General features: G+C 55.1%; 1 protein-coding gene. It reads left to right on the forward strand.

Annotated features, from left to right (window positions below; genetic code table 11):
- Positions 1-256: pyruvate kinase (locus tag RTW80_RS29925; protein ID WP_312721788.1), on the forward strand; the 256-nt coding region annotated here is incomplete at both ends.

A 256-nucleotide genomic window follows, 5' to 3' on the forward strand; every position in this document is an offset into this window, starting at 1 on the left:
GAGCAAGACCGGGAAAAAAGCGGCAATCCTGCTCGACACCAAAGGTCCTGAAATCCGCACCATCAAACTGGAAGGCGGTAACGACGTTTCCCTGAAAGCGGGCCAGACCTTCACCTTCACCACCGACAAATCCGTTGTAGGTAATAACGAAATCGTTGCCGTGACCTACGAAGGCTTCACCAGCGATCTGTCCGTTGGCAACACCGTGCTGGTGGATGACGGCCTGATCGGCATGGAAGTGACCGCGATCGAAGGT

It is taken from the genome of Escherichia sp. AM3 (assembly GCF_032029835.1).
GTDB classification, from domain to species: Bacteria; Pseudomonadota; Gammaproteobacteria; order Enterobacterales; family Enterobacteriaceae; genus Escherichia; species Escherichia coli.